This is a genomic window from Rathayibacter sp. VKM Ac-2929, assembly GCF_022815495.1.
In the GTDB taxonomy this organism is placed as follows: Bacteria; Actinomycetota; Actinomycetes; order Actinomycetales; family Microbacteriaceae; genus Rathayibacter; species Rathayibacter festucae.
Map to the genome: position 1 here is coordinate 276,312 of NZ_JALGRV010000003.1, position 21,285 is coordinate 297,596.

Here is a 21,285-nt window from a genome sequence, read left to right on the forward strand (position 1 = left end):
AGATCGGACCGGGTCCCGCCCGCCGTGCGCGCTGTGGTCCGTTGTGCAGGTGATCTTGTACCGGGAGCGGCTGCCGGGTGGGCGTCAGCGCGTTGTGGGCGGGATCACCTGCAGATCGGACCTAGGGGCTGCTCGTCGGGAGGGTGGCGGTCCGTTGTGCAGGCGATCCGGCATCGGGAGCGGCTGCCGGGTGGGCGTCAGCGCGTAGTCGGCAGGATCGCCTGCAGATCGGACGGGGGTCGGCAGGTCGGCGGGCTACGCGGCGACGAGCGAGTGCTCCGCCAGCAGCGCGACCGAGCGCAGGCGGGCGGGCGTCGTGAGCGAGGCGTGGGCGACGATGACCTCGTCGGCCTCCGCCGAACGTGCGAACTCGGCCACGTAATCGGCGACCTGCTCGCCGGTGCCGACGCCGGTGTAGTGGGTCATGCTCGCAACGTGCGCGCCGACCGGGGCGGTCAGCAGGTGGTCGAGCTCCTCCTCGGAGAACTGTTGGTCGACGGGGATCTGGCCGCTCTGGCGCAGGAGCATCATCAGGCGCGCGCGCTTCATCTGCGCGAACTGCTCCTGGGCGTCCTCCTCGCTGTCGGCGGCGATGGCGTTCACTCCGGCGATCACGTAGGGGGCGTCGAGCTGCTCCGAGGGGCGGAAGCCGCGGCGGTACTCGGCGACGGCCTGGTGCAGCGCGTCGGGCGCGAAGTGCGAGGCGAAGGCGTAGGGCAGACCGAGAGCGGCGGCCAGCTGGGCGCCGAAGAGCGACGAGCCGAGGATGTAGAGGGGGACGCGGGTGCCGGCGCCGGGCGTCGCGCTGACGCCGGGGATGCGGGACTCGCCGGCGAGGAAGCCCTGCAGCTCGAGGACGTCCTGCGGGAAGCGCTCGGACGAGTCGTGCTCGCGGCGCAGAGCGCGGAAGGTGGCCTGGTCGCTGCCGGGGGCGCGGCCGAGGCCGAGGTCGATGCGGCCCGGGTGCAGCGTCTCGAGGGTGCCGAACTGCTCCGCGATGGTCAGCGGGGAGTGGTTGGGCAGCATGACGCCGCCGGAGCCGAGGCGGATGGTCGAGGTCTGCGAGGCGACGTGGGCGATCAGCACCGAGGTGGCGCTCGATGCGATCGAGGCCATGTTGTGGTGCTCGGCGTACCAGACCCGCCGGTATCCGCTCCGCTCGGCCTGCTGCGCCAGAGCGACGGAGGCGGCGAAGCTGTCGCGCGCGGTCTCTCCGGGCGCGATGGGGGCGAGGTCGAGGATCGAGAGGGGAACGGTCATGAGAGAGCCAACGCGGGCGGCGGCCTCCGTGTTCCCGCGGCGGCGGTATCGGGCGTGTGCGTGTGGGCCGGAGCCGCCCCCGGCTCGCGATTCCTGCTCCGGCTCGCGGGATCTGCAGGCTTCGGCGTGCCGGGGGTGGTTCCACGTGCCGAAGGCGCGGAGGCGGCAGGGGCGGCGGCGCGGGGCTCGCGCAGAACATCAGCTGGGCGACGGTCTCATCTCCCCTCAGCGATGAGACCGGCTCTCAGCTGATGTCGTGCGGAGGACGCGGCCGCACCCCCTCGCGGATCCGCCCGGTCAGCCCTCGATCGGCAGCAGGATGCCCTTCACCGTCTCGTCGGTGGCGAGGAACTCCTGCACGGCCGGGTCCTGGAAGGCGGCGACGAGCTTCTCGATGTTGGCGGTGTCCCTGTACTTCGAGCCGATGGTGAGCTGGCCGGCGAAGTCGTCGGGGGCCTGGGGCGCGAAGATCTGCTTCTCGATCGGGATGTCGGCGGCGAGGTAGTACTCGGTGTAGCCGACGGCCGCGTCGAGGTCGGGCAGGGCGCGGGACTGGGCGGCGAAGTCGAGCAGCGTGAACTGCAGGTTCTTCGGGTTCGAGGCGATGTCGTCCTGGGTCGCGGTGCCGGGCTCCGTGCCCTCCTTCAGCGTGATCAGGCCGGCCGACTGCAGCAGCCAGAGGCCCTGGGCCTCGTTCGCCGGGTCGGAGTAGAGCGAGATCGTGCCGCCGTCGGGGATCTCGGAGACGTCGCCGTACTTGTCGCTCCAGAGGCCGAAGCCCCAGCGGAAGACGGGCGTGGCCGCCTCCTCCTCGAAGTCGGGGTTGGCCTCGAGCACCTGGCCGAGCCAGAGCTTGTGCTGGTAGACCGTCGCGGCGACCTCGCCCTCGCTGACGGCGCGGTTGATCGTGTTGCTGTCCGAGAGGCCCTTGAAGGCGACCGTGATGCCGTAGCGCGGCGCCACCTCCTCCGCCACGAAGTCCACCAGGGCCTGCTCCGAGGCGTTGCCCTCGGCGGTCGCGACGTAGAGGGTCGCACCCTCCTGCTCGTTCGCCGAGACGGCGGGCGACAGCAGCGGCACGGCGACGAGCGCGCCGACGCCGACCACGACGACGGCGGCTCCGGCGATCCAGGGCCAGCGGCGCTTCTTCTTCAGCTCGAAGCCGAGGTCCTCGGGGCCGGGCTTCGCAGGGCCGGACTTCTCGGTGCCGGACTTCTCGGAGCGGGGGTTCTCAGGGCCGTGGTTCTCAGTGGACATGGCAGTGCCTTTCGAGCGGTCGCGGCCGGGCGGCGGCGCGCGGGAGGGACGCCCGGGCGGAGGGCCCGGGGCGGGATCAGGGGGAGGAGCGGCTAGACCGAGACGGCGACGCGCGGGGTGCGCCGGGACCGGGAGGCGCTCGGCGTGGTCGCGCGGACCAGTGCGTCGCCGGTGAGCTGCACGACGGCGACGGTCGCGACGAGGATGACGATGGTCGCGAGCATCACGGTGGTGTCGAAGCGCTGGTAGCCGTAGGTGACGGCGACGTAGCCGATGCCGCCCGCGCCGATCGTGCCGGCGATGGCGGAGTACTCGATCATCGCGATGGTGTTGATGGTGAGGCCGCCGAGGATCTGCGGCACCGCCTCGCTGAGCTGCGCCGAGCGGATCACCTGCAGCCGCGACGCTCCGGAGGCGCGGGCCACCCGGGTCAGCGCGAGCGGCACGCTGCGCAGCGCGTTCTCGACGATGCGGGTGAAGAAGGCGATGCCGGCGATCGACATCGGCACGACGGCCGCCGCGATGCCGATGTTGGTGCCGGTGATCAGCCGGGTGAACGGCATGATCGAGGCCATCAGGATGAGGAACGGCAGCGAGCGGCCGATGCTGATGATCCAGCTGAGGCTCTGGTGCGCGGCGCGGTTCTCGAACAAACCGCCCGGAGCGAGGTTGTGCACGGCGGCGCCGAGAGGGACGCCGACGAGCACGACGATCAGCATCACGATGCCGACCATGATCAGCGTCTCGCCGAGCGCGGGCAGCACGAGCGCGGGGATGTCGGTGAGGGGGACCTTGTTGTCGAGGTGCAGGGCGCCGAGGGCGTGCACAGTGTCGAGGTGCAGCGCACCGAGGGCCGCCGAGGAGATGAGCGCGCTCATGCCGCCGCCTCCTCGACGAGCGCGTCCGACCGGACCGCGCCCCGCCGCACCGACAGCCCGAGAGCGTCGGCGGCGTGCGCGAGCCGGCGCTCCTCGACCGGACCGAGGCCGATCGTCGCGTGGCCGACGGCGCGTCCGTCGACCGTCTCGATCGCCGCGCCGAGCAGCGCGACCGGCCCGACCGCGTCGGACAGCCGCGTCACCCAGTCGGCCGGCACTCCGTCGCGGGCGTAGCCGACGACCCACTCGTCGAGCCCCGCGCCCGGCAGCACTGAGGGGCGCACCGGGTTGAGCGCGAGGCCGAGAGGAGAGGACGCGTCGCGCAGCAGGTCGACGAGGCGCCCCGACTCCACGATGCGGCCCTGATCGAGGCGCGCGACGGAGTCGGCGACCTGGCGGACCGTCTCCATCTCGTGCGTGATGAAGAGGATCGACAGGCCGAGGTCGTCGCGCAGCTCCTTGAGGAGCGTGGTGATCGCGGTGGTCGAGGCGGGGTCGAGGCCCGAGGTCGCCTCGTCCGAGAGCAGGACGGAGGGGCGCAGCGCGAGCGCGCGGGCGATCCCGACGCGCTGGCGCTGACCGCCGGAGAGCTGGTGCGGGTAGTAGCGGGCGCGGTCGCCGAGGCCCACGCGCTCGAGCAGCTCGGCGACGCGGCGCTTCGTCTCGGCCGCGGTCACGCCGAGGTATTCGAGCGGGAGGGCGACGTTCTGCTCCGCGGTCCGGCGGCTGAAGAGGCCGTCCGACTGGAAGACGGTGCCGATGCGGCGGCGGGCGACCCGCAGCTCCCGCTCGGACAGCTGCGAGAGGGCGTCGCCGTTGACGACGACGGAGCCGGAGGTGGGCCGCTCGAGCAGATTGACGCAGGCGGCGAGCGTGCTCTTGCCGGCGCCGCTCGGCCCGACGACGGCGAAGATCTCGCCGGTGCCGACCGAGAAGTCGAGGCGGTCGAGCACGGTCACGGCGTCGGCGCCCTGCCCGTAGACCTTGGTGAGCTGCTCGAGGCGGATCATGGCGTCGGTCCTTCCGGGAGGGTGTGCGGGCGCGCCGGAGAGCGCCCGGTGGGGGTGGGAGAGGGGGCGCGGGGTGCTCGGAGACGGCGTCCGCGTCGGTGTGCTGATGATGATGGCGCGGTGCGGCGAGCGGGCGCGACGGCGGCCGACGCTCGCCGTAACAGAAGGCGCTCGCGGCGCCCGATCGGCGCCGATCCGCGGCTCTTCGCCGACGGGTGTCGGCGAACGAGGGGGCGGAGCGGGGCGGACTCGCGCAGAACATCAGCTGAGAAGGGGAGGCCTCCTCTGTGGGGCGAGGCCCACCCGTCTCAGCTGATGTTGTGCGGCGGCGGCGAGTGGACGGGCTCGCCGAGGGCGCCGTCAGCGCAGTGCGTCGAGGACGGCCCGCTCGTCCCGAGGCTCCAGGCCGGACCGGCGGGGCCGGTCCAGTCCGCGGGCGCGCTCGTCGTCGAGGACGCGGCGCAGCGTCTCCACGGGCGGACGGTGGCGGCCGCCGGCGCGGAGGTACGAGGCGGTGCTGCGCCGGCTGAAGCCGACCGCCTCGGCGGGCAGCCACAGCGGGAGCGACCGCGGGCCGGCCCAGTAGCCGACGCCGTGCGCGAGCAGGGTCTCGTCGTCGGCGGGCACGACGTCGCCGCGGAAGGTGGCGAGCTCGGCGGCGGTCGCGAGGAGGTCGCCCAGGGGCGCGGCCGGGCCGACGGCGTCGACGGCTCCGGTCACTCCCGCCGAGCCCGCCGCGTGCAGCCAGTCGGCGAGGTCGTCGACGTGGATCGCCTGCGCGAAACGGCCGTCGGTCTCGGGCGCCAGGACCGTGCCGCCGCGGGCGAAGCGGGCTGGCCAGTAGCCCAGCCGGTCGCTCGGGTCGCCGGGCCCGGCGATCAGGCCGGGGCGCGCGATCAGCAGCCGGCCGCCGAGGGCGTCGGCGGCGGCGCGCTCGGCCAGGACCTTCGCGTCCGCGTACTGCTCCGGGTCCACCGGCTCGACCAGGGCGGCGGACTCGTCGGCGTCGATCCGCTCCACGTCGGCGTAGACCGACACGGAGGAGACGAGCGTCCAGTGCGCGGCGGCCGGAGCGAGGCGGTCGAGGGCCGGCCCGACGAGCTCGGGAGCGTGGGCGAGCTCGACGACCTCGTCCCACTCGCCGCGCAGTCCGTCGTACGCGTCGCGGTCGCGCCGGTCGACGCGCAGATGCCGCGCGCTGCCCGGAACCGCTCCGGCCTCGCCGCGGGCCACGCAGGTGACCTCGTCCCCCGCCGCGACCGCCCGCTCCGCGAGACGGCGCCCCAGCCATCCGCTGCCACCCAGGATCAGGACTCTGCGCATGCCCCCACTGAACCGGATCACCGCTCCGCTCCGTAGCCGTGTCCGCCGGCAGCGGAACGGTTCAGCACACGAGCAGCGCGAACGTCATCCCTCTGCCTCCCCGTTCATCCAGCAGCGCGACGTTCTGCGCCAGATGAGCCGGTACCTCTCTCCCGTCGTCAGGATTCTCTCCCGAGAGCGCCGATCCGAGGTGCGAAGTCGTGCCATCGAATTCAGCGCCACTTGATGCCGTTGACAAGCGGGGGTAGATTCCATGACCAAGCCGCAGAAGTATCGCGACGTGGCGAAGTTCCTCCGCTCGCAGGGCTGGGAACGGCTCCGCGATGCGAAGGGGTCCCACGAATGGTGGGGAGACCCGGACGGGAAGGGCCGGATCAGCATTCCAGCGCACGGCGAGGTGTCGGCGGGAGTGGTCAGGCAGATCGTCGCCGTCTTCCCCGCGACGCCGCCGAGCTGGCGATGACACGAGAACGAGGAGGTCGGTCGGCATGACCGAGGAGACGATCGCTGCCCACGCACACCGGGAGGGCCGCTGGTGGGTGTTCACGATCCCCGCGCTGACGAGCGCCGGTCCGACTGGAGCGGAGATCGTCGCGATGGGACAGTCGCGCTCACTCAAGGATCTCGACGAGGACGTGCGCGACGTCGCCGCGCTCTGGCTGGATCTCGAGAGCTGGGACGGCGGGGTCGACGTCGTGATCGAACTGCCGGCCGAGGTGTCCGTGCTGCTCTCCGAGGCCGAGTCGGCGGAGCGCGAAGGGCGGGCGTCGATGGCCCGCAGCGCACGCCTCCGCCGGGAGGCCGCCCGGTCCCTGCTCGCCGATCACCGGCTGACGCAAGCGGAGGCGGCACGAGTGCTCCAGATCACCCCGCAGCGGATGAGCCAGCTCGTAGCGCCGCGGAAGACGTCGGACGAGTCCAGACGCTGAAGGCACCTCTGCCGCGGCGACGCTCAGCGCGCGAGGAGCTCGCCGTGGGGCATCGAGAGCCAGCCGTCCTCGTCGCGGGACCAGGCGCGCCAGGCATCGCTGATCGCCTCGAGCTCGGTTTGCGTGGCGAGGCCGCGCTCGAGGGCGACGGTGGCGAAGGAGGAGGAGACCGCCCGGTCCGCCCACATGCCGCCCCACCAGCCGCGGTCCTCCGCGTTCTCGAACACCCAGAGCGACGCGGTGACCTCGACGCTCTCGAAGCCGGCCTCCCGCGCCCAGGCCTTGAGGCGCCGGCCCGCGTCGGGCTCGCCGGCCGAGGCGCGGTGCACCCGCTGGTAGAGCGCGGCCCAGGCCTGCAGGCCCTCCGTGAAGGGGTGGATCAGCACGCCGGCGTAGTCGACGTCGCGCGCGGCGACGAGGCGGCCGACCCGGCCCCACTCGTGCAGCGCGTCGACCGGGCGGGTGAGGTGCTGCAGGACCTGGTGCGCGTGCACGACGTCGAAGGAGTCGTCCGCGAACGGCAGCGCGTAGGCATCGGCGACCGCGAACTCCGCGGGGGAGTCGAGGGACGCCGCCTGCGCGATCACCTCGGCCGAGGCGTCGACCCCGAGCACCCGGCCGGGGGCGACCCGCTCGGCGAGGTCGACGGTGATCGTCCCCGGGCCGCAGCCCACGTCGAGGATCGAGACGCCGGGCGCGAGGTGCGGCAGCAGGTAGGCCGCGGAGTTCTCGACGGTGCGCCAGCGGTGCGAGCGGAGGACGCTCTCGTGGTGGCCGTGCGCGTAGCGGCCGGTCGCGGCCGGGCTGTTCTCGGGGTCCATGCCCGCCATTGTGCCCGCCGGCGCGCTGCCCACGCCGCGGACGCTCCTGCTGGCGAAGGCGAGCAGCGACGCCGCCACGATCACCGCCGCACAGCCCAGCAGAACGGCCCGCGTGCCGACGAGGTCAGCGAGCGGCCCGACGAGCGCCTCGCCGAGCGGAACCGCGAGGAACGAGCCGACCATGTCGTAGGAGTAGACCCGGGCCAGCGCCTCGCGCGGCACGTGGGTCTGCAGCGACTGGTCCCAGGCGATGGCGAACACCTCCAGCGCGACGCCGCCGAGCGCGAAGGCGACGATCAGGGCGGGGAGCGCGGGGACGACGCCGAGGACCGCGACCGGGACGGCGGTGACCGCCATCAGGGCGACGCCGATGGCCAGCGCCCGCCGCGGCCGCCAGCGCAGCGCGATGACGGCGCCGATCGCCAGGCCGACGGTCTGGGCGGCGATCACCAGCCCCCAGGCCGCGCGGCCGAAGGACTCGTCGGCGATCACCGGCCCGAGCACCGTGGTCGCGCCGACGAACGCCGCGTTCAGCACCGTGAACTGGGCCACGACGATCCAGACCCAGCGCCGGCCGGAGAACTCCCGCCAGCCCTCGCGGAGGTCGGCGAGCACCGAGCCGCCGGCGACCGTCCGGGTCGAGGCGGGCAGCCGCAACCCGGAGTAGAGGAGAGCGGCGAGCGCGAACCCGGCCGCGTCGATCGCGAGCCCCCACCCCGGTCCGACGAGCGCGACGACGGCCGCCCCGCCCGACGCGCCCACGATCGTCCCGGCGGTGAGACCGAGGCGGAGCAGCGCGTTCGCGGGGCGCAGCTCGCCCACGGGGACGGTCTCCGGTACCAGGGCGGACGCGGCGGGCAGGCTCACGGCCGCGACGGCGCCGTTCAGCACGCCGAGCACGACGAGGGCGGGGATGCTCGCGGTCCCGCTGATCACCAGGGCGGCGACGACCGCCTGGGTGCCGGCGGCGGCGAGCGAGGTGCCGACCAGGATCACGGAGCGCGGCAGCCGATCGGCGAGGACGCCGCCGAGCAGCAGCACGGCGACGTTGGCGAGCGAGCGCGCGGCGACGACCAGGCCGAGGTCGGTCGCCGAGCCGGTCAGGTCGAGGACGGCGAAGGCCAGGGCGATCGGCGCGACGGCGTTGCCGAGCACGGCGGTCGTCCGGGCGGCGAGCAGTCGGCGGAACGGGCGGTGCGCGAGGGGGCCGGGCCGGGGAGTCCCGCGCGGAGTCACGGCCGCCGCAGCGGGAACAGCGCGGTCGTCATCGACACCGGCACCGTGCCCGGGCTCCGGGGCGGCCGGGCCGCCGCGTGCAGCAGAGCCGACGCCTCGCCGACGTGCCGGACGACCCGCCGCCAGGTCTCCTGGTCGACCCAGAGCTCGGCGTCCGTCGAGAGCTGCGGGCCGTCGGCGCGGGCCGCGGACCGCCGCCGCAGCTCCTCGATCAGCGCCTCCAGGTACAGCTGCCGGTCCTCCGCCGGCCCGGCCTCGACGGTCGCGGTCACGTCGAACGGCCGCCCGGAGGACTCGTGCCGGTAGCGCTTCGCCTCGCCGCCGCGCAGCCGCACCGTCTCGACCACCCGCACCAGCCCGGCCCGCTCGAGCACGCGGAAGTGGTAGCTCGCGGTCGCCTGCGAGAGGCCCAGCTCGCGCGCGGCCTCGGCGGCGCTCGCCGCGGCGCCGGTCACCAGGGACAGCAGCCGGAGCCGGATCGGGTGGGCGGTGGCGCGCAGCTCCTCGAGAGTGGACATGCGGCCATCGTCACGCCCGGCCTTACGAACCGTCAAACGGGTCTTTGGGGGTCGCCGCGCCCCGCGGAGCAGCGAGGGCTACTGCGAGAGCTCCCGGTCGAGCCGGTCGAGGAGCACCTCGAGGGAGATCTCGAACTCCTCGTCGCTGTGGTCCTCGCTGAGCAGGCCGCGGAGCCGCCTCACCTCGGGCGCGACGTCGAGGGAGACGTTCCCGTCGCCCTGCGGGATCGTCGCGTCGCCCTCGTCGAGCGGGAGGTCGGTCGGCGAGGTCTCGGCGCCCTGCACCACGGCCTGCAGCAGCAGCTGGCCGAGCAGGAAGCTGCTGAACGAGCGGTAGGCGCCGACGGCCTGCGCGTCGGTGAGCCCGCTGCCGGTCAGCGAGCGGAGGAAGGTGTTCACGGCCTCGATGCTGCGCAGCGGCGGCCGGAGCCAGGGGGCCGCGGGGTGCCGGGTCGCGACCAGCGGGAAGGCCCTCGGGTGGTCGGTCGCGATGCGCCGGACCTCGTGGGCGGCCGTCTGCAGGAACTCCTGCCAGTGCCGGCTCTCGGCCTCGTCCAGCCGCACGGTGAGCTCGCGCATCAGCAGCGCGATGACGCCCTCGAGGAGGTCCTCCTTGCCGTGCACGTAGCGGTAGAGCGACATCGCCTCGACGCCCAGCTCCTGCGCGAGGGTGCGCATGGAGAGCGCCTCGGGGCCGGTGCGGTCGATCATCGCGAGCGCGGTCTCCACGATGAGGTCCCGGCTGAGCTTGCGGGCGGGGGAGCCGCTCCGCTTCGGCTTCTCGCTGTCGGTCATGCACCGCGCCTTCCTGCAGTGCCCGCCCGCCCGGATACCAGGTGCGGTGCCGCGAAGGCAAGCACCTCCACCGTAACAACGCTTACACCGTAAGCTCCGACCAGGCTTACGCTGTAAGTGTGCCGCTGCCGGACCGTGCTCCCTGCGATCCCCGCGCCGGTCCGCCTCCCCGAGGAGCGCGCACCACCCCGCAGAACCCGCTGCGCCGGTGGCCGCGCCCCGTTTCGCCTCCGCCCCGCACCAGCGACCCCGCGGCACCGTCCCGGGAGAGAAGAGAGAGCACCATGATCGACAGCAGCAGCATCGACAGCCTGATCGGCGCCGACGTGCACGGCAGCGACGACGCCAAGATCGGCACCGTCGGCCAGGTCTACGTCGAGGACAGCACGCAGACCCCGACCTGGGTCACCGTCCGCACCGGCCTGTTCGGCTCCTCGGAGTCGTTCGCGCCCCTCGCGGACGCGAGCTACGAGGGCGGCGTCCTCCGCGTCGGCTACGAGAAGGCCTTCGTCAAGGACGCCCCGCGCATCGAGGACGACGGACAGCTCTCCGCCGACGAGGAGCAGGCCCTCTACTCCTACTACGGGCTCGGCGGCACCGACGCGGCGCCGACCGAGGCGCCCCTCTACGACCAGGACGCCGACCGCGGCGCCGGCACGGACAGTGGGGTCGACCGCACTGCCGACAGCGCCGCCGACCGCGACCGCGGCACCGAGGGCCACGACACCTCGGGCCCGACGACCGACGACGCGATGACCCGCTCCGAGGAGCGCCTGCGCGTCGGCACCGAGCGGGTCGAGGCCGGCCGCGCCCGCCTGCGCAAGCACATCGTCACCGAGCAGGTCTCGAAGACGGTTCCGGTCAGCCACGACGAGGTCACCCTCACCCGCGAGCCGATCACCGAGGCGAACGCCGGCGACGCGCTCGCCGGTCCCGACCTCAGCGAGGAGGAGCACGAGGTGATCCTCACCGAGGAGCGCGTCGTCACCGCGAAGGAGACGGTCCCCGTCGAGCGCGTGTCGCTCGGCACCGAGACCGTGACCGAGCAGCGCACCGTCGACGCCGACGTCTCGCACGAGGAGATCGAGCTCGTCGAGCCCGAGGACACCCGCACCGGCACCCGCTCCGGCGCCGAGGAGACCGTCGTCGACCGCGACGCGCGCTCCTAGCGGGACCCGCGGCGGCCGGTGAGCAGCACCGCTCGCCGGCCGCCGCACCCGCACCACCCCGCACGACCCCCTGCACCACCCTCACCCGTCCTGCTCCGGACCGTGCCCGAAAGGCTCCCCCATGGATCTCCCCGCCGCTCTGCAGAACGGACTGGCCGCGGTCATCGCGTTCGTCCCGCTCGCGCTGCTGTTCCTGCTCATCCTCATCGTCGGCCTGATCGTCGCCAAGCTCATCGAGAAGGGCCTCTCGCGCCTGCTCACCAAGGTCGGCTTCGACCGCGCCGTCGAGCGCGGCGGCATCAAGAAGGCCCTCGCGAACTCGACGCTGGACGCGTCCGACATCGTGTCGAAGATCATCTACTACACGCTCGTGCTCTTCGTGCTGCAGTTCGCCTTCGGTGTCTTCGGCCCCAACCCGGTCAGCGATCTGCTGCAGGGCATCATCGGCTTCCTGCCGAAGATCATCGTGGCGATCATCATCGTCGTCCTCGCCGCCGCGATCGCCGCGGGTGCCAAGGGCCTGATCCAGAACACCCTGGGCGGCCTCTCCTACGGCAAGGCCCTCGGGAACATCGTCGCGGTGTTCATCCTCTTCCTCGGGGTCACCGCGGCCCTGAACCAGATCGAGGTCGCGACGACGGTCACCACGCCGATCCTCGTCGCCGTGCTCGCGATCATCGCGGGCGTCATCATCGTCGGCGCCGGCGGCGGCCTGATCAAGCCGATGCAGCAGCGCTGGGAGGCGATCCTCACGAAGGCCGAGGAGGAGGCGCCGAAGATCCAGCAGGAGGCGCAGAACGCCCCCTCCGTCACCGAGCAGGCGAAGCGCGCCGCCGACCAGGCGAAGCAGGCCGCCCCGGCGACCACCGCGCGCCGCCCCCGCTAGGCGCACGACCGCACCACCCGCACCACCCGCGGCCGGCTCCGCTCGCTCCGAGCAGGGCCGGCCGCGTCCGCAGCAGATCGAGGGGACCGCATGAGCGCGACACCGACCGTGCCGACACCGACCGAGCCGACCGCGTCCGAGCCGGCGCCGACCGCCGAGGTGGTCCTGCACGAGGAGCGCCTCCTCGTCGGCACGCGCAGGCACGCCACCGAGCGCGTCCGGGTCAGGAGGGTCGTCGTGACCGAGCAGCGCACGATCACGGTCGAGATCCGCCGGGAGGAGCTGCGCGTCACCCGCGAGCCGATCGCCGACGGCCCGCCGCTGCCCGACGCGATCGCGGCGGCCCCGCAGGAGCCGATCGTCGTGGTCCTGCACGAGGAGCGGATCGCCCTCACCCGGACCGTCGTCCCCGTCGAGCGCGTGACGGTGCGGGTCGAGTCCGTCGCCGGCGCCCGCGACGTCACCGCGTCGCTGCGCCACGAGGTCGCCGAGGTCGAGTCGTCGACGGCGCGGGAGCAGGAGAGCCCCGACCTGTTCTGATGTCGGCCCCCGCCGCTACGGTCGAGCGATGACCTGGTCTCGCTCCGACTCTCCGGTTCCCGCCGTCGCCGCCGAGGAATGGGCCGAGCTCCGCGAGCGCGTCCGCCGGACCCGCTGGTCGCCCGAGTGGCCGGTCGAGGGCTGGTCGGCGGGAACCGACCAGGCCGAGCTGCGGCGGCTGGCGCGGCGCTGGGCGGAGGAGTTCGACTGGCCGGCACAGGAGCGGCGGATGCGCGCGCTGCCCTGGGCGCAGGCCGATCTCGACGGGACGCCGGTGGCCTATCTCCGCTTCGAGGCGGAGACGTCCGGTCGCCTGCCGATCGTCCTGACCAACGGCTGGCCCAGCACCGCGCTCGAGCTGGTGGCGCTCGCCGAGCGGCTCGCCACGCCGTCGCGGTTCGGCGGCGACCCGGCGGAGGCGGCCACCGTCGTCGTCCCCGCGCTGCCGGGGTTCCCCTTCTCGCCGCAGCGGCCGGGGCTGGACGAGCAGACGCACGAGCTCTGGCACCGGCTGATGACCGAGGAGCTCGGGTTCGCCCGCTACGCCGCGCACGGCGGCGACCTGGGTGCGGGCATCACCTCGCGGCTGGCCGAGAGCCACCCGGAGGCGGTGGCGGGGATCCATCTGCTCGCCGTCGCCTCGCCGCAGCACGTCGAGGACGACTCCCTCACCGCCGAGGAGCGCGAGCACCTCGAGGAGCAGCGCACCTGGTTCGCGGACGAGGGCGCCTACGAGCACCAGCAGCAGACCCGGCCGCTCACCCTCGCGCCCGCGCTGTCGGACTCGCCGGTCGGCCTGCTCGCCTGGATCCTGGAGAAGCACCGGGCCTGGAGCGACTGCAGCGGCGACCTCGCGACCCGCTTCGACGACGACTACCTGCTCACCCTCGCCTCGCTCTACTGGTTCACCGACTCGATCGCCACGTCGCTCCGGCCCTACTGGGAGTACGCGACCGGGCGGACGACGCGGGTGGGCCGGGTCGCGGTGCCCACCGCGCTCGCCGTCTTCCCCTTCGATCTCACGCGCCCGCCGTGCAGCTGGGCGGAGCGCAGCTACGACGTCGTCCGGTACACGCCGATGCCCCGCGGCGGCCACTTCGCGCCACACGAGGAGCCGGACCTGCTCGCCGCCGACATCCGCGCGCTGCTGGCGCTGGTGCAGTAGCGAAGAGACACCCCGCCCTTGCGGCCGCCCCCGCACCGCGCGTACCGTCGACGCGTACCTCGTCGCGAGCCGCGACGTCGGGGCGGCCACCTCACCGGCCGGCCGATCGGCTCGCGGACACGGGGGCTCCCCGCAGGAAAGACGGTCTCGTGCGCACCAGCACCGGTACTGCGTCCACGACGCAGCAGCTGCCCTCGCACTGACGACCCCTGCTCCCGCCCGCTGAACCGGGCGGACGCGCGCTCCCGCCTCGGCGGAGAGCGGTGGTCGTCGTGCGCCGACGCGACCACCGGGAGCACCGTGCCCTTCTCTTCACCGACCCCTCCGTCCCTCGTCCTCACCGACTGCTCGTTCGCCTGGCCGGACGGCTCGATCGTCCTCGACCACGTGACCGCCGCCTTCGGCCGCGGCCGCACCGCCCTCGTCGGAGCGAACGGCGCCGGCAAGTCCACGCTCGTGCGGCTCGTCGCCGGCGACCTCGCGCCGACGGGCGGGACCGTCACCGCGACCGGCGCGGTCGACCTGCTGCCGCAGCGCCTTCCGCGCGGCGCCGACGACACCGTCGCCGATCTGCTCGGGATCCGCGGTCGGCTCGACGCACTGCACGCGATCCTGGCCGGCGACACCGGGGCGGACCGGTTCGAGGCGCTCGCCGACGACTGGGACATCGAGGCCCGGGCCGTCGCCGCGCTGGGCACTGCCGGACTCGACCTCGACGCCGCCGATCTGCTCCGCCCCGTCTCGATGCTCTCCGGCGGGCAGGCGGTCCTCGCGGCCGTGACGGGGGTGGCGCTGCGCGGCCGGCCGATCGCGGTCCTCGACGAGCCGACGAACGACCTCGACCGCCGCTCCCGGCGGCTGCTGCTCGCGCTCGTCGACGGCTGGCGCGGCACCCTCGTCGTCGTCAGCCACGACCGGGAGCTGCTCGAGCACGTCGACGAGATCGCGGAGCTGCGCGACGGCGACCTGCGCACCTCGGCGGGCACGTTCTCCGACTTCGAGGAGCGGCTCGCCGTCGAGCGCGCGGCCGTCGAGCGCGACGTCCGCGTCGCCGAGCAGGTGCTGCGCGCCGAGAAGCGCCAGCGGATCGAGGCGCAGACCACGATCGCCCGGCGCGCGAAGGCGGGCGAGAAGTCGGGGCGGTCGATGCCGAAGGGCGCCTCCGACTTCCGCCGCGGCCGCGCGGAGGGGACCGCGGGCCGACTCCGCTCCGGTCACGCCGAGGCCGAGGCGCGCGCGAAGGACCGGGTCGACGAGGCGTCCGGGCGGCGCCGCGACGACGACGCGGTGCGGCTCGACCTCCCCGACCCGGTTGTGCCCGCGACCCGGCGGCTCGCCGAGCTGACCGTCCGCGGCCGGACCACGGTGCTGCAAGGCCCCGAGCGCCTCGGCCTGATCGGCGCCAACGGCACCGGGAAGACCCTGCTGCTCGAGCGGCTCGTCGGCGCGGAGCCGGACCATCCGCATCCCGTGCCCGGCACGGACGCGCGGGCGCTGACCGACCGCATCGGCTACCTCGCCCAGCACCGCGAGGACATGCTCGACGACGACCGCACCGTGCTCGAGCACGTCGCCCGGGCCGCGCCGGACCTGCCGATCCCGGCCCTGCGCGACGCCCTCGCGCGGCTGCTGCTGCGCGGCGCGATCGTCGACCGGCCCGCGTCGACGCTCTCAGGCGGGGAGCGCTTCCGGGTGGCGCTCGCCGGCGTGGTCCTCGCGCGACCGGTGCCGCAGCTGCTCGTGCTCGACGAGCCGACGAACGACCTCGACCTGGCGACGGCCGACCACCTGGTCGAGGTGCTGCGGGCCTGGCGCGGCGGACTGCTCGTCGTCAGCCACGACGACGCGTTCCTCGACCGGCTCGAGCTGGACGGGCGGGTGGTGCTGGACGCGCCGGGGTCGGTGGACGCGCCGTGAGCTCAGCCGGTGGGGGTGCCGAGGTCGAGGGCGGCGACGACCTCGGCGACCCGGGAACGCGCCGGTGCGTCGAGGCCGCGGATGGGGCGGGGCAGGCAGTCCGGGGCGGCGAGGCCGAGCTGCTCGGCGATCGCGGCGATCACCCGGTAGCTGCCGCCGTGCTCGGCGAAGAGGTTCCAGAGCGGCTGCAGCCGGGCGGACTCGGCCTCGGCGGCGGCGCGGTCGCCGGACCGCGCGGCGCGCGCGATCGTCAGCGCGGGGCCGGGGAGCGTGCCGCCGATCACCGAGTACCAGGCGTCGCAGCCGGCGAGCAGGCCGCGGGCGGCGGACGCGTCGCCGGAGACGCCGATCGTGACGCCCGCGGGCACCTGCGCTCGGATCGCGGCCACCCGGTCTGCCGCGGCGGCCGGATCGGCGGGGACGCCGGGGATCTTGATCGAGGCGACGCGGGGCAGCCGGGCGATCGCGCCGTAGAGCTCATCGGTCATCGTGACGTGCGTGGTGCCGGGGTTGTCGTAGACGACGAGTGGCACGGAGAGCTGGGCGGTGACGTCCTCGTAGAGGCCGAGGACGTCGTCGTCGGTCAGCGGCTGGTAGCTCACCGGAGCGAGGAGCACCGCCGCGGCGCCCGTCTCCTGCGCGTCCTCGGCGAGGGCGAGCACCTGCGAGGTCCGCAGTGCGCTGATCCCGACGACGACCGGCACGGCGCCCGCGTGCCGCACGGCGAGCGAGGTGACCCGGCGCCGCTCCTCGCGGTCGAGGTAGGCGGCGGAGCCGGTCGAGCCGAGCGCCCCGATCGAGTCGACACCGGCCGCGGCGAGGCGCTCGACGAGCGCGGCGAAGGCCGGCTCGTCGACGGCGTCGTCGCGGAGCGGGGTGAGCGGGAAGGCGCTGAGTCCGGTGAGCACGGTGATCCGTCCGAGGGGTCGTCGCGGGAGGGGGCCCGGCCAGTGTGCGTCGAGCGGGCGGGCGCCCGCGACTCCAGAAGCGCGGGCGGGCGCTGGTCCACGCCGGCGCCCGAGGGGCGTGCTCGCGGTGGACTCTGTCGGTAGATTCGGCCGTATGACCGCCCCCACCGTCCTCTTCGTCTGCATCCACAACGCCGGCCGTTCGCAGATGGCCGCCGGCTATCTGAGAGAGCTCTCGGGCGGTGCCGTGCAGGTGCGCTCCGGCGGCTCCGAGCCGGGCGAGAGCATCAACCCGGTCGCGGTCGCGGCGATGGCGGAGGAGGGCATCGACATCTCGCAGGCCGTGCCGCAGCTGATGACGACCGAGCAGGTGCAGGCCTCGGACGTCGTGATCACGATGGGCTGCGGCGACGTCTGCCCGGTCTTCCCCGGCAAGCGCTACGAGGACTGGGACCTCGCCGACCCGAAGGGCCGCCCCCTCGAGGAGGTCCGCCCGATCCGCGACGACATCCGCGCCCGCGTGCAGGCGCTGGTGGCGGAGCTGCTGCCCACGACGCCTGCGGAGTAGCAGCCTCAGGCGGTGCCCCGCATGCTGGTCGAGCAGGCTCCTCCGGCGGTGCCTTCCATGCTGGTCGAGTAGCCGCCTCCGGCGGCGTATCGAGACCCGGCGTGCTGGAGACGGTGGATCTCGATACGCCCGCTGCGCGGGCTACTCGATCAGCATGAAAGGGGCCCGCGATGCGGGCTGCTGGATCGGCATGAGGCCCCGCGATGCGGGCTACTCGATCAGCATGAAGGGGTCCGCGATCCGGGCGCGGGCGCTCCGCAGGGCCTCCGCGCGCTCGGCGGCGTCGAGGCGGGCGGGTGCGTAGGTGACGACGGGCGGCAGGACCTCGTAGCCGACGAACTCGAGCATGCCGCGGTGGATGTGCGCGAGGAAGACGTCCAGCTCGCCGTAGCCGTCGGCCGCGCCGGGCGCGAACGCCGGCTCCCCGCCGCCGGTGGTCAGGAGCAGGACGGCCCGCCGTCCGCGCAGCCCGCCCTCGGCGAAGACGCCGTGCTCGCCGCCGAACGCGGCGCCCATCACGAAGACCCGGTCGATCCAGCCCTTGAGGATCGCCGGCATCGAGAACCACCAGAGCGGGAACGAGAGCACCAGGAGGTCGGCCTCCCGCAGCGCGTCGAGGTGCGACTGCACCGGGTCTCCGAGCGTGCCCGCGGCGACCGCGGCGCTCTGCTCGGCCTGCGGCTTGAAGTACCCGGGTGCGCTCGCGAACTGGTCGCGGTGCAGGACGGGGTCCCAGTCGTCCGCGTAGAGGTCGATCCGGCGGACCTCGATCCCGTCCGTGCGCAGCTGCTCGGCCACCGCGTCGGCCTGGGCGGAGGAGAACGAGCCCGGTTCCGGATGGGCCTGGACGAGGAGGGCGCGGCGCACCGGGGCGGCCGTCGACGAGGTGCTCATGCCGCCATCGTATCGACGATCCTCGAAACGTCGCTACGTCCCGAGCGCTAGAGGGTGTCCTCGAGGCGGTGCAGAAGGTCGTCGACGTCCGCAGCGTTCCGGCGGTAGTGCGTGTACTTCCCCACCCGCGTCGAGCGCACGAGGCCGGCGCGCTCCAGCGACCCCATGTAGGAGGAGATGGTGGACTGCGCGAGGCCGGTCTTCGCGGCGAGATGGGTGACGCACACGCCGAACTCCGCGCGGTCGGCGATGGGCTCGTACTCGCTGAAGGAGGCCTCGGGCGTCCGCAGCCACTCCATGATCTGCAGGCGGGTGGGGTTGCCCAGCGCCTTCAGCACCTCGACGGTCCGCATGTCCACCGGGCCATTCTCCTCCCCGGGCCGGGCGTCAGCGGATGGCGTGGCCCGGGTTCCGCTCGTCGTAGCGGTCGCGGGCCGCGGCGATCGCCGGCCGCTGCTCGAGCGACCAGTCGGCGAGGGCCTTCACGAGGTGGGTGAGGCTGCTGCCGGAGGCGGTGAGGGCATAGGAGACCTGGGCCGGCACGGTCGGGAAGACGGTTCGCTCGACCAGGCCGTCGCGCTCGAGGCGGCGCAGGGTCAGCGTCAGCATGCGCTGCGAGATCCCGTCGATCGCGCGCTGGAGCTCGCGGAACCGCCGGTCGCCGCTCGCGAGCTCGACGATCACGAGCACCGACCAGGTGTCGCCGACCCGCGTCAGGACGTCCCTGATGCCGCAGTCGGGATGATCCTCCCGACCGCAGGGCTCGAGGTCCGCGGTTACTCCGGTGTGCGTGAGTGACACGAGAGTGCCTCCTTGTCGGGGCTGACGGGGCGCAGCACGATCAGAGCGTAGTCATCCCGAAGAACCACGAAAGGTGAGACCGTGATCCTCATCACCGGCGCGACCGGGCAGCTCGGCTCCGCGATCCTCGAGACCCTCCTCCGGCGCGGCGTCCCCGCGATCGGCAGCAGCCGCCAGGAGCGGCCGGGCCTGCGGAGGATCGACCTCGACGATCCGTCGACCGTCTCCTTCGCGGGCGTGGACACCCTCGTCCTCGTGTCGGCGGGGGAGGCGGAGGACGACGTCGTCGTCGCGCGGCACGAGACGGCGCTCGCCGCGGCGGAGCGCGACGGCGTCGGGCACGTCGTCTACACGAGCGTCACCGCGGCCGGCGACCACCTCGCCTTCGCCCTCGCGCACCGCTGGACCGAGCGCCGTCTCGCCCGCGGAGCCGTCCGCTGGACGGTCCTCCGCAACGGCCTCTACGCCGACCTCTTCGGCTCCCTCCTCACCTGGTCCGGGCGGCGGCTCGTCTCGGCGTTCGGCGAGGGAGCGCTGGCCGCCGTCGCCCGCGAGGACCTGGCGGACGTCGCCGCGACGGTGGCCGCGGCGCCGGGGGAGCACGAGGGCCGCGCCTACGACCTGGTCGGACCGGCGATCACGGCGGGCGACGTGGCGGAGCGGCTGGGCGTCCCGCTCGACGACCTCGATCTCGCGGAGCGCCGAGCGTCGTACGGGGCAGCGGGACTGAAGCCGTTCCAGCCCGCGATGCTGATGTCGATCCACTCGGCGGTGCGCCACGGCTTCCTCGGGGAGCCGAGCGGCGACCTGGCCGCGCTCCTCGGCCGGGAGCCGGTCGACACCGTCGGTGTGGCGGCCGCCGCCGCGTTGGCGACGCGGCCGGAGCGTCCTCAGGGGGTCTGAACGCCGTCGAGCACGGCCAGGCCGAGGGCGGCGAGGGTCTCCTCGTTGCGCCGGTAGTGCGACCACGGGCCGATCCGGGTGCAGATGACCAGGCCCGCGCGCTGCAGGGTCGCCATGAACTGCGACGCCGTGGACTGCGACACTTCGGCGCGGGCCTGGATGTGCTTGAGGCACACGCCGACCTCCTCGGCGGGCCGGTCCTGCGCGGGGAAGGACGCGGGCTCCTTCAGCCAGCCGAGGATCGCCAGACGCGTCGGATGCCCGAGCGCCTTGAAGGCCGTCACCAGTTCCTCGTCGCTCAGCTCCGTCATGGCCTCAGCTTATCGCCACATCGCGATATCCCGATGTCTGCTAGAAAGGGCATCGTGAAAACGCGATGTGAAGAGAGAGCCGCATGAACAGGACAGCACTGGTGGTCGGAGCGCGAGGGGTGATCGGGGGGAACCTGATCCGGCATCTCGAGCAGGAGGGCGGCTGGGACGTCGTCGGCGTCTCGCGGCGCGGCGGTGCGGACACCGCCCGCGTCCGGCAGATCGCGGTCGACCTGCTCGACCGGGAGGCGACGGCCGCGGCCCTCGCGGAGGAGGCGGCGGTCACGCACGTCTTCTACGCCGCGTACCAGGACCGGCGACCTGGGCGGAGCTCGTCGCGCCGAACCTGGCGATGCTCACCCACGTCGTCGACGCGATCGAGCCCGTCGCCCCGGGTCTCGAGCACATCTCGCTCATGCAGGGCTACAAGGTCTACGGCGCGCACCTCGGCCCGTTCGCCACGCCCGCGCGGGAGGACGACCCGCCGCACATGCCGCCGGAGTTCAACGTCGATCAGCAGCGGTTCCTCGAGCGGCGGCGGGCGGGCGCCCGGTGGTCGTGGTCCGCGCTGCGTCCCTCGGTGGTCGCCGGCGTCGGCCTCGGCAACCCGATGAACCTCGCGATGGTGATCGCGGTGTACGCCTCGATGAGCCGGGAGCTCGGGATCCCGCTGCGCTTCCCCGGAGCGCCCGGCGCGTACACGAGCCTGATCGAGATGACCGACGCGGATCTCCTCGCGAAGGCCACCGTCTGGGCGGCGACCGACCCCGGCAGCCGCGATCAGGCCTACAACATCACCAACGGCGATCTGTTCCGCTGGTCGTCGATGTGGCCGAGGATCGCCGCCTTCTTCGACCTCGAGGTCGCCCCGCCGCTGCCGATGAGCCTCACCGAGGTGATGGCCGACAAGGGCGCGCTGTGGCAGGCGATGATCGAGCGCCACGGCCTCGTGCCCACCCCGTACGAGGACGTGTCGTCCTGGCGGTTCGGCGACTTCGTCTTCGGCTGGGACTACGACGTCATCGCCGACAGCTCGAAGTCCCGGCGGGCGGGCTTCCACGAGTACGTCGACACCGAGGCGATGTTCCTGCGCCTCTTCCAGGACCTCCGCGACCGGCGGCTGATCCCCTGAGCGGCGCGGGTGGAGCGCGGCCGCCGGAGGCGGCGCGCTGGGAGTCGGCGTGCTGGTCAGGGGG

Annotated in this window: 23 protein-coding genes and 2 pseudogenes; 11 read left to right on the forward strand and 14 right to left on the reverse strand. The window is 73.8% G+C overall.

Features of this window, described 5'->3' with window-relative positions; genetic code table 11:
* Positions 1 to 255 precede the first annotated feature (255 nt).
* The 5 genes from MT355_RS10420 to MT355_RS10440 all read right to left on the reverse strand — a co-directional run bounded on the left by MT355_RS10420 (position 256) and on the right by MT355_RS10440 (position 5,728).
* Complete coding sequence (locus MT355_RS10420; RefSeq protein ID WP_243599459.1) at positions 256 to 1,260, reverse strand: LLM class flavin-dependent oxidoreductase; 1,005 nt, start codon at positions 1,258 to 1,260, stop codon at positions 256 to 258.
* 297 nt (positions 1,261 to 1,557) lie between these two features.
* The gene (locus MT355_RS10425) at positions 1,558 to 2,517 is read right to left on the reverse strand and encodes a MetQ/NlpA family ABC transporter substrate-binding protein (RefSeq protein WP_243599460.1); all 960 of its coding nucleotides are present in this window, start codon (positions 2,515 to 2,517) and stop codon (positions 1,558 to 1,560) included.
* 92 nt (positions 2,518 to 2,609) lie between these two features.
* On the reverse strand, positions 2,610 to 3,395 hold the full coding sequence (locus MT355_RS10430; RefSeq protein ID WP_243599461.1) for a methionine ABC transporter permease: 786 nt from the start codon (positions 3,393 to 3,395) through the stop codon (positions 2,610 to 2,612).
* Positions 3,392 to 4,405, reverse strand: coding sequence for a methionine ABC transporter ATP-binding protein (locus MT355_RS10435; protein ID WP_243599462.1), 1,014 nt, complete (start codon positions 4,403 to 4,405; stop codon positions 3,392 to 3,394). Before MT355_RS10435 ends, MT355_RS10430 begins: the two co-directional genes overlap by 4 nt.
* Positions 4,406 to 4,765: 360 nt before the next feature.
* Entirely contained in the window at positions 4,766 to 5,728 is a 963-nt protein-coding gene (locus MT355_RS10440) for an NAD-dependent epimerase/dehydratase family protein (protein WP_243599463.1), read from the reverse strand.
* A gap of 253 nt (positions 5,729 to 5,981) precedes the next feature.
* On the opposite strand from MT355_RS10440, the gene MT355_RS10445 reads away from it, so the two are divergent.
* Both MT355_RS10445 and MT355_RS10450 read left to right on the forward strand, forming a co-directional pair.
* Positions 5,982 to 6,191 (forward strand): type II toxin-antitoxin system HicA family toxin, encoded by a 210-nt coding sequence (locus MT355_RS10445; RefSeq protein WP_123736102.1) that lies wholly within the window; start codon positions 5,982 to 5,984, stop codon positions 6,189 to 6,191.
* Positions 6,192 to 6,216: 25 nt separating this feature from the next.
* A complete protein-coding gene (locus tag MT355_RS10450; protein ID WP_132437269.1) occupies positions 6,217 to 6,657 on the forward strand; it encodes a hypothetical protein in 441 nt (146 codons plus the stop codon).
* A gap of 23 nt (positions 6,658 to 6,680) precedes the next feature.
* Here MT355_RS10450 and MT355_RS10455 read toward each other — a convergent pair whose 3' ends face one another.
* From MT355_RS10455 to MT355_RS10470, 4 genes and pseudogenes are all read right to left on the reverse strand, one after another.
* Positions 6,681 to 7,478, reverse strand: a complete 798-nt coding sequence (locus MT355_RS10455; RefSeq protein WP_243599792.1) for a methyltransferase domain-containing protein — start codon at positions 7,476 to 7,478, stop codon at positions 6,681 to 6,683.
* Between the two features lie 60 nt (positions 7,479 to 7,538).
* Positions 7,539 to 8,714 (reverse strand): annotated as a pseudogene (locus tag MT355_RS10460) (MFS transporter); the annotation flags it as partial.
* Positions 8,711 to 9,232, reverse strand: coding sequence for a helix-turn-helix domain-containing protein (locus MT355_RS10465; RefSeq protein WP_243599464.1), 522 nt, complete (start codon positions 9,230 to 9,232; stop codon positions 8,711 to 8,713). The pseudogene MT355_RS10460 and the gene MT355_RS10465, both read right to left, overlap by 4 nt.
* A gap of 78 nt (positions 9,233 to 9,310) precedes the next feature.
* Positions 9,311 to 10,027 carry a TetR/AcrR family transcriptional regulator C-terminal domain-containing protein gene (locus MT355_RS10470; RefSeq protein ID WP_123706181.1) on the reverse strand — a complete coding sequence of 239 codons (717 nt, stop codon included), beginning with the start codon at positions 10,025 to 10,027 and terminating at the stop codon, positions 9,311 to 9,313.
* Positions 10,028 to 10,311: 284 nt separating this feature from the next.
* On the opposite strand from MT355_RS10470, the gene MT355_RS10475 reads away from it, so the two are divergent.
* The 5 genes from MT355_RS10475 (at position 10,312) to MT355_RS10495 (ending at position 15,704) form a co-directional block, all read left to right on the forward strand.
* On the forward strand, positions 10,312 to 11,196 hold the full coding sequence (locus MT355_RS10475) for a DUF2382 domain-containing protein (RefSeq protein ID WP_243599465.1): 885 nt from the start codon (positions 10,312 to 10,314) through the stop codon (positions 11,194 to 11,196).
* 121 nt (positions 11,197 to 11,317) lie between these two features.
* Positions 11,318 to 12,082 carry a hypothetical protein gene (locus MT355_RS10480; protein ID WP_243599466.1) on the forward strand — a complete coding sequence of 255 codons (765 nt, stop codon included), beginning with the start codon at positions 11,318 to 11,320 and terminating at the stop codon, positions 12,080 to 12,082.
* A 90-nt stretch (positions 12,083 to 12,172) separates the two neighbouring features.
* Positions 12,173 to 12,622 (forward strand): YsnF/AvaK domain-containing protein, encoded by a 450-nt coding sequence (locus MT355_RS10485; protein ID WP_243599467.1) that lies wholly within the window; start codon positions 12,173 to 12,175, stop codon positions 12,620 to 12,622.
* 28 nt (positions 12,623 to 12,650) lie between these two features.
* Positions 12,651 to 13,787: an epoxide hydrolase family protein gene (locus MT355_RS10490; protein ID WP_243599468.1), complete on the forward strand. Its 1,137-nt coding sequence runs from the start codon at positions 12,651 to 12,653 to the stop codon at positions 13,785 to 13,787.
* 300 nt (positions 13,788 to 14,087) lie between these two features.
* Complete coding sequence (locus MT355_RS10495; protein WP_243599469.1) at positions 14,088 to 15,704, forward strand: ATP-binding cassette domain-containing protein; 1,617 nt, start codon at positions 14,088 to 14,090, stop codon at positions 15,702 to 15,704.
* Between the two features lie 2 nt (positions 15,705 to 15,706).
* Here the strand turns inward: MT355_RS10495 and MT355_RS10500 are convergent, their stop codons facing one another.
* On the reverse strand, positions 15,707 to 16,612 hold the full coding sequence (locus MT355_RS10500; protein ID WP_243599470.1) for a dihydrodipicolinate synthase family protein: 906 nt from the start codon (positions 16,610 to 16,612) through the stop codon (positions 15,707 to 15,709).
* A 154-nt stretch (positions 16,613 to 16,766) separates the two neighbouring features.
* On the opposite strand from MT355_RS10500, the gene MT355_RS10505 reads away from it, so the two are divergent.
* The gene (locus MT355_RS10505; RefSeq protein WP_123706188.1) at positions 16,767 to 17,180 is read left to right on the forward strand and encodes an arsenate reductase ArsC; all 414 of its coding nucleotides are present in this window, start codon (positions 16,767 to 16,769) and stop codon (positions 17,178 to 17,180) included.
* A gap of 210 nt (positions 17,181 to 17,390) precedes the next feature.
* Here MT355_RS10505 and MT355_RS10510 read toward each other — a convergent pair whose 3' ends face one another.
* Genes MT355_RS10510 through MT355_RS10520 form a run of 3 tightly spaced genes read right to left on the reverse strand, consistent with a single transcriptional unit; the run spans position 17,391 to position 18,875 of the window.
* Positions 17,391 to 18,074 carry an NAD(P)H-dependent oxidoreductase gene (locus MT355_RS10510; RefSeq protein ID WP_243599471.1) on the reverse strand — a complete coding sequence of 228 codons (684 nt, stop codon included), beginning with the start codon at positions 18,072 to 18,074 and terminating at the stop codon, positions 17,391 to 17,393.
* A 47-nt stretch (positions 18,075 to 18,121) separates the two neighbouring features.
* A complete protein-coding gene (locus tag MT355_RS10515) occupies positions 18,122 to 18,427 on the reverse strand; it encodes a helix-turn-helix transcriptional regulator (protein ID WP_243599793.1) in 306 nt (101 codons plus the stop codon).
* 34 nt (positions 18,428 to 18,461) lie between these two features.
* Positions 18,462 to 18,875 carry a helix-turn-helix domain-containing protein gene (locus MT355_RS10520; protein WP_243585752.1) on the reverse strand — a complete coding sequence of 138 codons (414 nt, stop codon included), beginning with the start codon at positions 18,873 to 18,875 and terminating at the stop codon, positions 18,462 to 18,464.
* 81 nt (positions 18,876 to 18,956) lie between these two features.
* On the opposite strand from MT355_RS10520, the gene MT355_RS10525 reads away from it, so the two are divergent.
* On the forward strand, positions 18,957 to 19,778 hold the full coding sequence (locus tag MT355_RS10525) for an NAD(P)H-binding protein (RefSeq protein ID WP_243599472.1): 822 nt from the start codon (positions 18,957 to 18,959) through the stop codon (positions 19,776 to 19,778).
* Here MT355_RS10525 and MT355_RS10530 read toward each other — a convergent pair.
* A complete protein-coding gene (locus MT355_RS10530) occupies positions 19,766 to 20,089 on the reverse strand; it encodes a helix-turn-helix transcriptional regulator (protein WP_243599473.1) in 324 nt (107 codons plus the stop codon). The two genes, MT355_RS10525 and MT355_RS10530, sit on opposite strands and share 13 nt — an antisense overlap.
* Before the next feature lie 83 nt (positions 20,090 to 20,172).
* Here MT355_RS10530 and MT355_RS21750 point away from each other — a divergent pair.
* Both MT355_RS21750 and MT355_RS10535 read left to right on the forward strand, forming a co-directional pair.
* A pseudogene (locus MT355_RS21750) lies at positions 20,173 to 20,367 on the forward strand (NAD-dependent epimerase/dehydratase family protein); the annotation flags it as partial.
* A gap of 74 nt (positions 20,368 to 20,441) precedes the next feature.
* On the forward strand, positions 20,442 to 21,221 hold the full coding sequence (locus tag MT355_RS10535; RefSeq protein WP_243599474.1) for an SDR family oxidoreductase: 780 nt from the start codon (positions 20,442 to 20,444) through the stop codon (positions 21,219 to 21,221).
* Positions 21,222 to 21,285 lie beyond the last annotated feature (64 nt).